Here is a 5,133-nt window from a genome sequence, read left to right as displayed (position 1 = left end):
CTTTTTTAAGACCGTATTTCTTTCTTTCTTTCATTCTTGGGTCTCTTGTTAAGAATCCAGCTTTTTTTAGTTCTGGTCTTAAGCTTTCATCAGCTTTTAGTAAAGCTCTTGAAACTCCGTGTCTGATAGCTCCAGCTTGACCTGTGTATCCACCACCGTGTACGTTAACTAGAACATCAAATTTATCTTTAGTTCCTGTTAATACTAATGGTTGGTTAACTATGAATTTTAATGTATCTAATCCAAAGTAGTTATCCATTTCTCTTTTATTTATTACAACTTTACCTTCGCCAGGTACAAGTCTTACTCTAGCAACTGATTTTTTTCTTCTACCTGTTCCAAAATGTTGAACTTTTGCCATTATTTATTCCTCCTTACAATACCACTCTTAGTATTTTAATTCTAAAACTTCTGGTTTTTGAGCATGATTTTTGTGCTCTGGTCCTCTGTAAACTGTTAGTTTTTTAAGCATTTGTCTTCCAAGAACTCCTGTTGGAAGCATTCTTCTTACTGCTTCTTCAAAAACGAATTCAGGTTTTTTAGCTAATGCTTCTCTGTAAGGGATTTCTTTTAATCCGCCTGGATATAATGAGTGATGTCTTAACATCTTCTGGTCTAATTTTTTACCTGTTAAAACTATTTTTTCTGCATTAACAACTATTACGTTATCTCCAGTATCTACGTTTGTTGTAAATTCTGGTTTGTTTTTTCCTCTTAATATTGAAGCGATTTGACTTGCAGCTCTACCTAAAGTCATTCCTTCAACGTCTATTAAATACCATTTTCTTTGTATTTCGCCTGGTTTAGCTAAATATGATTTCATCTAATTACCTCCCTGATTTTTAACAATTATAATTCTATGATAAAGATCCGGGGCTAATGGATCTTATACACAAATATTTATTATATGAACAAAATTTATTATAATACAATTTACCGGGTGTGTCAAGAATTTATAACATTATTCGTAATAAACTTCAATTAGGCATAAGCCTTGTGGTGGACAAGTTTTCCCTGCATTTTTACGATTTTTACCTTCTATTATTTTAGGTATATCATTCGGCTTAAGCTTTCCACTTCCAACCTCTAATAATGTTCCTACCATAATCCTTACCATATTATACAAAAAACCATCAGCACCTATATATATCTTTATATATTCCTTATCTTCAACCACTTTTATTACCCTTATGGTTCTTGTAGTTGTCTTTACTGAACTTCCTATATTTCTGAAAGCCTCAAAGTCGTGAGTTCCTATGAAAAATTCTGCTGCTTCTCTTATTTTATCTATATCTAATTCACCCTTATAGTGATATGCAAAATTTCTACATAAAGGCATTCTTGCCTCTGTATTTACTACTGTATAACAATATATCTTCCCATTAGAGTCATATCTAGCATGAAACTCACTATTTACCTCACAGGACTCCATTACGGCTATATCCTCAGGTAAATTATGATTTAAAGCTTCTCTAAACTTCTCCGGTGGTATACTACTATTAGTTTTAAAATTACATACATATCGCTTAGCATGAACCTTGCTATCTGTTCTGCTGCATCCTATAATATTAGCTTCTTCATTGGTTAACTTATAAATTGCTTCTTCTATTGTTCCCTGAACTGTAGAACCTTTAGTTTGCTTTTGCCATCCCAAATAATTAGTTCCATCATATTCAAGTATTAACTTTATATTTTTCATATATATCCCTCTACTTTGGTATTATAACCAAAATCTCATATATACAACTATACCAGTTAAACATGACATAACTACTATTCCTACATAGTCCCTAGATGTGACCTTTAGTATCTTCATTCTAGTTCTTCCATCTCCACCTCTGTAACATCTTGCTTCCATTGCCATGGCTAACTCATCAGCACGTCTAAATGAACTAATAAATAATGGTACAAGTAGTGGTATTAAGCTTTTAGCTCTTTTTACTATACTTCCACTCTCGAAATCTGCACCTCTTGCTTTCTGTGCCTTCATTATTTTATCTGTTTCATCCATTAGTGTTGGAATAAATCTAAGTGCAATTGTCATCATCATTGCAAGCTCATGGGCCGGTACACCAATCTTTTTAAATGGATTTAATAACTTTTCTATTCCATCTGTAAGTTCTATTGGTGATGTTGTAAGAGTTAATAAGGATGTTCCAATAATAAGAAATGTAAGTCTTAAAACCATAAATATAGCTGTAACTAAACCTTCTTTATATATTTTTACAAATCCCCACTGAAATAATGGATCACCTATTCCTCTTGTTAGAAACACATTAAATAGCGCGGTTATTAGCATAAGTATAAATATAGGTTTTAATCCCTTGTATATATATCTAAACTCAATCTTAGATATGGCTATAGCCATCATTGTAAATATAAAAATCACAATATATCCTGAGAAGTCTTTTATCAAAAATAAATCTATTATAAATAGTAAGGAAAATAATATTTTTACCCTAGCATCTAGCTTATGAATGAATGATTCTCCTGGTATATACTGTCCTATTGTAATATCTTTAATCATATTTACTCCTCCAAAACTTTATAAAAGGAGCCTAGTTCTTTTCTAGTATCCTAAGTAGTTCTTTTTGGGCTTGTTCTAATGTGAAAATATCATCAGGTAACTTGAACCCAACTTTATTTAATTCTCTCATAAGATATGTAACCTGTGGTACTGCAAGACCCACATTCTCTAAGGTTTCTATCTCCTTAAATATTTCTTTAGGCGTACCATCTAATACACACTTTCCATTATCCATTACTAGTATACGATCTGCAACTTTTGCCACATCCTCCATACTATGAGATACAAGTATAACCGTCATATTATATGACTTATGAAGTTTGTATAATTCACTTAAAATCTCGTCTCGCCCTTTAGGATCTAATCCTGCTGTTGGCTCATCTAATATCAAAACCTTAGGTTCCATAGCTACAACTCCAGCTATAGCAACTCGCCTCTTTTGTCCACCACTTAAATCAAATGGAGACTTGTTTTTATATACTTCATAGTCTAATCCTACCATTTCCATTGCTCTCTTTGTTCTCTCTATGGCCTCTTCATCAGTAAGCCCTAGATTTTTAGGACCAAACATTATATCCTTTTCAATTGTTTCTTCAAATAGTTGATATTCAGCATATTGAAATACTAATCCAACCTTTTTTCTTATATCAGTAAGTTTAACTCCATCTGCAGTTATATCAACACCATCAACAATTATTTTACCTCTATTAGGTTTTAACAATCCATTCATATGTTGTATTAACGTAGATTTACCTGAACCTGTATGACCAATTAAAGCTACAAATTCACCATCATTTATATTGATTGTCACATCACTAAGTGCTGTTTTTTCAAAGGGAGTTCTAGCCATATATATATGAGTTAAATTTTCTATTTTAATTGACATAATTCTCTCACCATCTCATCTATAGTTAATATATCTGATTTTATATTAACTCCTGATTTATTTAATTCATAGGCCAATTCTGTCATTTGTGGCACATCTAAACCTAGGTTTTTCATAATCTCCACATTTTCAAATACTTCTCTTGGATTACCTTTTACTATAACTTTACCTGAATCCATAACGTATATTTTGTCGGCTGCAACAGCTTCCTCCATAAAATGTGTTATAAATACTATAGTAATTCCATGGTTTTTATTTAAATCCATTATAGTGTTTATTACTTCTTTTCTACCAGATGGGTCTAACATTGCTGTTGGTTCATCAAGCACTATACATTCAGGCATCATAGCTAATATTCCAGCTATAGCTACACGTTGCTTTTGACCCCCTGATAAAAGATGCGGACCATGTTTTTTATATTCAAACATATTTACTCTTTTTAAGGATTCATCCACTCGTCTTCTTATTTCCTTAGGTTCAACACCTAAGTTTTCAGGCCCAAAAGCTACATCTTCTTCTACAATTGTAGCAACAATTTGGTTATCTGGATTTTGAAATACCATACCGGCTTTACTTCTCACATTCCATATGTTTTCCTCTTTGCTAGTATCATATCCTGATACAATAACTTTTCCCTCCGTTGGAGTTAAAAGTGCATTTATATGTTTAGCAAAAGTTGATTTTCCCGAACCATTATGTCCTAAAATAACCACAAATTCACCCTTATTAATGGTTATATTAACACCGTCAATAGCTACTTTGATATTTCCTTCACTATCTGGAGGATAACTATATATTAAGTTCTCACTAATAATTTCAGGTATGTCTTGAGTATTGTGATGCCTTTCACATGATATATCTAATTTATTCAATTTTGTTAGACTTTCAACATCACTGATTGCATCCACTGGCGAAGCATCATTTAACATGTTTAATGCACCTAATTCATTTTTTTTCAACTCTATATTAGTTTTCATTTATTATCCCTCCATAGAGAGTTACTATTAAAAGTTTTATTTTATAACAAAACGGGGACTAAGTTAGCCTTACTTAATCCCCTTGAATCATTATACTAATTCTAATACAACAACCTCTGCTCCGTCGCCTCTTCTTGGTCCCATTTTCATTATTCTAGTGTATCCACCATTTCTTTCAGCGTATTTTGGAGCTACGTTATCAAATAAATTTTTAACAACATCCTCTTCTGTTACAAATGCAAGCACTTGTCTTCTTGCGTGAAGATCTCCTCTTTTTGCTAAAGTTATCATTTTTTCAGCTAATCTTTTAGTTTCTTTAGCTCTAGCTTCAGTTGTTTCGATTCTACCGTACTTTAAGAAACTAGTTGTAAGATTTCTAAGCATTGCCATTCTTTGATCAGTTGGACGTCCTAACTTACGTTGCTGTGCCATATCTATACCTCCTTACTCCTCGCTAGGTTTGAATATCAATCCTAAGCCTTCAAGTTTTTGCTCAACCTCTTCAAGAGATTTCTTTCCTAAGTTTCTTACCTTCATCATGTCATCCATTGATTTCTCTGTTAATTCTTGAACTGTATTTATACCAGCTCTCTTTAAACAGTTGAAACTTCTAACGGATAAATCAAGTTCTTCTATAGTCATTTCTAGGACTTTTTCTTTCTTATCTTCTTCTTTTTCTATCATTATCTCAACATTATCTGCATGATCAGTTAATGTCATAAATAATTTAAAGTGTTCGATAA

8 protein-coding genes are annotated in these 5,133 nt (G+C 32.3%); all 8 read right to left on the bottom strand.

Annotated elements, in window-relative coordinates:
* Positions 1-361, bottom strand: a 361-nt coding sequence (gene rpsI / locus RSD37_RS16535) for a 30S ribosomal protein S9 (RefSeq protein WP_346947829.1), incomplete at its 3' end; no start/stop codon positions are given.
* A gap of 27 nt (positions 362-388) precedes the next feature.
* Positions 389-823 carry a 50S ribosomal protein L13 gene (gene rplM, locus RSD37_RS16530; RefSeq protein WP_346947828.1) on the bottom strand — a complete coding sequence of 145 codons (435 nt, stop codon included), beginning with the start codon at positions 821-823 and terminating at the stop codon, positions 389-391.
* 138 nt (positions 824-961) lie between these two features.
* Complete coding sequence (gene truA / locus RSD37_RS16525) at positions 962-1,699, bottom strand: tRNA pseudouridine(38-40) synthase TruA (protein ID WP_346947827.1); 738 nt, start codon at positions 1,697-1,699, stop codon at positions 962-964.
* A 21-nt stretch (positions 1,700-1,720) separates the two neighbouring features.
* Positions 1,721-2,527, bottom strand: a complete 807-nt coding sequence (locus RSD37_RS16520; RefSeq protein ID WP_346947826.1) for an energy-coupling factor transporter transmembrane component T — start codon at positions 2,525-2,527, stop codon at positions 1,721-1,723.
* A 31-nt stretch (positions 2,528-2,558) separates the two neighbouring features.
* Positions 2,559-3,413: an energy-coupling factor transporter ATPase gene (locus RSD37_RS16515; RefSeq protein ID WP_346947825.1), complete on the bottom strand. Its 855-nt coding sequence runs from the start codon at positions 3,411-3,413 to the stop codon at positions 2,559-2,561.
* A complete protein-coding gene (locus RSD37_RS16510; protein WP_346947824.1) occupies positions 3,398-4,390 on the bottom strand; it encodes an energy-coupling factor transporter ATPase in 993 nt (330 codons plus the stop codon). The genes RSD37_RS16515 and RSD37_RS16510 overlap by 16 nt, the downstream gene beginning before the upstream one ends.
* Positions 4,391-4,480: 90 nt before the next feature.
* A complete protein-coding gene (gene rplQ, locus RSD37_RS16505) occupies positions 4,481-4,822 on the bottom strand; it encodes a 50S ribosomal protein L17 (RefSeq protein ID WP_147520517.1) in 342 nt (113 codons plus the stop codon).
* Positions 4,823-4,834: 12 nt separating this feature from the next.
* Positions 4,835-5,133 (bottom strand): DNA-directed RNA polymerase subunit alpha C-terminal domain-containing protein (locus RSD37_RS16500; protein ID WP_346947823.1); only part of this gene is annotated, 299 nt, incomplete at its 5' end.

The sequence above is a fragment of the Clostridium sp. genome (genome assembly GCF_036646415.1).
Taxonomy (GTDB): domain Bacteria; phylum Bacillota; class Clostridia; order Clostridiales; family Clostridiaceae; genus Clostridium_J.
Note: the sequence above shows the minus strand (reverse complement) of the source record. Positions and strands in the feature narration are given on the sequence as shown.

Coding starts and splice junctions, on each gene's coding strand:
- rplM (WP_346947828.1), bottom strand. CDS start 823: ATGAAATCATATTTAGCTAAACCAGGCGAAATACAAAGAAAATGGTAT.
- truA (WP_346947827.1), bottom strand. CDS start 1,699: ATGAAAAATATAAAGTTAATACTTGAATATGATGGAACTAATTATTTG.
- RSD37_RS16520 (WP_346947826.1), bottom strand. CDS start 2,527: ATGATTAAAGATATTACAATAGGACAGTATATACCAGGAGAATCATTC.
- RSD37_RS16515 (WP_346947825.1), bottom strand. CDS start 3,413: ATGTCAATTAAAATAGAAAATTTAACTCATATATATATGGCTAGAACT.
- RSD37_RS16510 (WP_346947824.1), bottom strand. CDS start 4,390: ATGAAAACTAATATAGAGTTGAAAAAAAATGAATTAGGTGCATTAAAC.
- rplQ (WP_147520517.1), bottom strand. CDS start 4,822: ATGGCACAGCAACGTAAGTTAGGACGTCCAACTGATCAAAGAATGGCA.